At 49.9% G+C, this 3712-nt stretch carries 5 protein-coding genes; all 5 read left to right on the top strand.

All coding sequences use genetic code 11. The features are described 5' to 3' along the window. On the top strand, positions 1-1395 hold a 1395-nt coding region (locus Q0Z70_RS13235), incomplete at its 5' end, for a hypothetical protein (RefSeq protein ID WP_298075238.1). Between the two features lie 244 nt (positions 1396-1639). Beyond that, positions 1640-1921: a type II toxin-antitoxin system RelB/DinJ family antitoxin gene (locus tag Q0Z70_RS13230; RefSeq protein ID WP_298075236.1), complete on the top strand. Its 282-nt coding sequence runs from the start codon at positions 1640-1642 to the stop codon at positions 1919-1921. Then, positions 1914-2186 (top strand): type II toxin-antitoxin system YafQ family toxin, encoded by a 273-nt coding sequence (locus tag Q0Z70_RS13225; protein WP_066859802.1) that lies wholly within the window; start codon positions 1914-1916, stop codon positions 2184-2186. The genes Q0Z70_RS13230 and Q0Z70_RS13225 overlap by 8 nt, the downstream gene beginning before the upstream one ends. 263 nt (positions 2187-2449) lie before the next feature. Then, the gene (locus Q0Z70_RS13220) at positions 2450-2929 is read left to right on the top strand and encodes a hypothetical protein (protein ID WP_118752304.1); all 480 of its coding nucleotides are present in this window, start codon (positions 2450-2452) and stop codon (positions 2927-2929) included. A gap of 23 nt (positions 2930-2952) precedes the next feature. Beyond that, complete coding sequence (gene catA, locus Q0Z70_RS13215) at positions 2953-3585, top strand: type A chloramphenicol O-acetyltransferase (protein ID WP_118752303.1); 633 nt, start codon at positions 2953-2955, stop codon at positions 3583-3585. Positions 3586-3712 lie beyond the last annotated feature (127 nt).

Raw genomic sequence — 3712 nt, 5'->3', positions numbered from 1 at the left:
GAGAGGAAGGGCCATTTTGAGGACAGGAAGGGAAACGGAATTGCGGTGACGGTGCCGAAAGGTGAGGTTGACAAGGCAACGGGGATCGCCTTGCAGATCGAGGGGGACGGTAAAGCGAAACGCTGTACCATTACTGACGAGCTGGACGAGCTGCGGGAGCTGCAAGACACTGATTTTACGATTATGTCCCCGATTTCTTATTTTGGGCGGCGGCGGTGCGGCAAAAATGCCCGGTATCTCTATGCCCTGGTGTTTGACTTGGACGGGGTAGGTATGCCTCAGCTCCGGGACACGCTGCACCAGATGAACAAGGATATTCTGCCCCAGGCAACCTTTGTTGTAAACAGCGGGACAGGGTTGCACCTGTATTATGTGCTGAAAGAGCCGGTGCCTATGTACCCGCATAACCAGAAATGCTTGAAGGAGCTGAAATATTCCCTCACCCGGCAGATTTGGAATAAGTTTACTTCTACCATCAAGGAGCCGCAAATGCAGGGCATTTTGCAGGGCTTTCGGGTGGTCGGCTCTGGCTCGAAGCTGGGGCGGGAGTACCCTGTGAGGGCGTTCCGGCTCGGCGGGCCGGTGGAGCTGGCGCGGCTGCTTGATTATATTCCGGACAGTAACGGGGAGCAGCAGCGGCTTGAGGGGCTTATGAGAAAGAGCCGCCTGTCGCTGGACGAAGCGAAGGAGAAGTACCCGGATTGGTATGAGCGGCGGATCGTCAAGAAGGAGCGGCGGGGCCGCTGGACGGTCAAGCGTGACCTTTATGACTGGTGGCTGCACCGGATAGCCGATGAAATTCGGGTGGGACATCGTTTCTATGGAATTATGACGCTGGCGATTTATGCGAAAAAATGCGGGATAGACGAGGACGAGCTGCGTCAGGACGCTTTCTCTCTGCTGAAACCCTATGATGATATGAGCGTGGAGGACATCAACCGCTTTACGAAGGATGATGTGGTGTGCGCTCTGGAAATGTTCAACGAGGACTATGTGACATTCCCCAGGGACGATATAGCGAAGCTCTCTGGCCTGACTATGCCTGTCAATAAGCGGAACTGGCGCAAACAGCCAGTACATTTGCAGGGCGCAAGAGCAATCCAGGAGATTAACGATAAGGCCAATGGTACGAATTGGAGAGAAGGGAATGGGCGGCCTAAAGGCAGCGGAACGGCCCAGGCGCGGGTTTATGAATGGCGGCAGCAACACCCGGAGGGGCGCAAGGTCGACTGTCACCGGGAAACTGGCCTTGATCCGAAAACCGTCCGCAAGTGGTGGGATTGCCCGCTGCCAGCGGTGCGCTTTGAAAATGGGCATATAACGGTGCGGGTGTCCCCTTCCCAGGAGTTGAGCGATTGGCTCCTGGACGCGCTGCACGATGGGGGCCAGGAATAAGGCCCAGAAAGGCCCCTGTTACGCTTTAGAAGCCGTTTTCAGCCCTCCGAGGGTAAATATACCGGCCCCCTCGCTACCGCGCCCGAAAAGCCGCATAAATCAAGGCTTTTTGCCCCCTAAATGCGTACATACCAGGGTGGAAGTTTAAGGGCCAGTGCTTGGGTAAACGACCAGGAATGCATATTGACATTGTGAATAAAAAATGATACAATGTATATAATAAGAGCGAAAGGAGTTGCTATCTATGGCGAATACAAATATTAACATCCGTATGGACGCAGATTTGAAGCGGCAGTTTGAGGCGTTCTGTGCTGATATGGGAATGACGATGACAACGGCGTTCAATGTTTTTGCTCGTAAGGCGGTGAGAGAGTATAGAATACCCTTTGAAATCAGCAGCGATGTGCCGAACGCAGAAACCGTCGAAGCAATCCAGGAAGTAAAGAGAATGAAGGCCGATCCGAGCCTCGGCAAGACCTATTCCAATGTCGATCAGATGATGGAGGAGCTGCTTGCCGATGTATAACATAAGACCAACCACAAAGTTTCAGAAGGATTTGAAGCGTGTGAAAAAGCGCGGCTTTGATATTTCTTTGCTGACCGATATTATTAAAAAGCTGGCTGCGGGGGAGCCGTTGCCGGAGAAGAACAGGGATCACCAGCTTTCCGGGGACTATGCGGGGTGTCGTGAGTGCCACATTACGCCGGATTGGTTGCTGATCTACGAAGTGGACGGGGACGAGCTGATTTTATATCTCACCCGGACAGGCTCACATAGTGATTTATTTTAGGGGAAGGAGGAAAGGTCTATGAGCTGGGATAAAGAGAGGATCGCACAGATACAGCTTCCCGATCCGGCAGACGATGATCCGCACCCTCGGCTGCTCCTGGAAGGGTACGGCATACACGCGGGGCAGGGGTTTACCGCTTTGTTTCCCGATGGCTGGCACGAGATTACCCTTGAAGTAGCCTGGGAGCCGACAGGCGCCGCTTGCTGGTACATATCTACGCCTGGGTTTAAGGGTGTGTGTCCTGTGGGCCTGTTCGTGAAGGTATGAAAACAATCCGGCAGATAGCGGACGAGATAGGGGTATCAAAGACAGCAGTAAGTAAGCAAATCGCAAACCTGGGTTTGCGATCAGGTTTGCGAAAAAACGGAAACCAGTTTGCGATTGATGAACACCAGGAAGCCTTGATAAAACGGGCTTTTTCTGAAAAATCGCAAACTGAAATCGAAAACCAAACGCAAACCGAAAACCGCGAAGTTGGCGATTTGGTTTGCGTTTTACAGGACACTATCGACACGCTGCAAGGGCAGCTTGAAGTGAAAGACCGGCAGATCGAGCAGCAGGCCCAGACCATTACCCGGCTCACTGACGCGCTGGCCGCAGCGCAGCAGACAGCGGCAGCGGCCCAGGCCCTTCACGCAGGGACAATCCAGCAGCAGCTTATTACAGGAGAGGCTGGGGTGGATCAGCAGGGTCAGAAGCCAGCGCAAAGACGGAGTTGGTTTAACAAACTATTTCGAGATTGAAATTATTTACGGAGGACAATTGAGTGAATTTTAAAAAAGTGGATATAGAAAATTGGAGAAGAAAAGAGTATTTTAAACATTATTTGGAAAATCTACCTTGCACATATAGTATGACGGTAAAGCTGGATATTACAAAATTGAAGAATAGCAAAAAAAAGTTATATCCGGCTCTTTTGCATAGTGTTTCGACAGTAGTTAATCAGCATGAAGAGTTTAGAACAGCGATTGATGAAAAAGGAGAAGTTGGAATTTTTTCAGAGATGATGCCGTGTTATACGGTATTTCATAAAGATACTGAAACCTTTTCAAATATTTGGACTGAATATTCGTCTGATTATGATGAATTTCTGGATAGATATGAACGAGATATGGAGTCTTATGGTGAACAAGAGGGAATGATGGCAAAGCCAAATCCTCCGGCTAATACATTTCCAGTGTCTATGATTCCGTGGTTGTCATTTGAAGGATTTAATTTGAACCTTCAAAGAGGATATAGTTATTTATTACCTATTTTTACTTTCGGAAAGTACTATGAAGAAAACGGAAAGTTCTATATCCCACTTTCGATACAGGTTCATCATGCAGTTTGTGACGGCTTTCACACTTGTCGTTTTGTTAATGAACTGCAAGAAGTGATAGATAAAAAACGAGAGTGAGAATGCCCCGCGGGAGCGCGCAAAAGCACTTTCATACTGCCAGCCCCAACGGGGCGGTGGTGTGAAAGTGCTTTTGCGTTACTTTCTCACAAGAAAGTAACAAAGAGGTTGTGGCCTGCGGCCAGTT

The sequence above is a fragment of the uncultured Bacteroides sp. genome (assembly GCF_947632445.1).
GTDB lineage: Bacteria > Bacteroidota > Bacteroidia > Bacteroidales > Bacteroidaceae > Bacteroides.
This window is presented reverse-complemented; position numbering and strand designations above follow the sequence as displayed.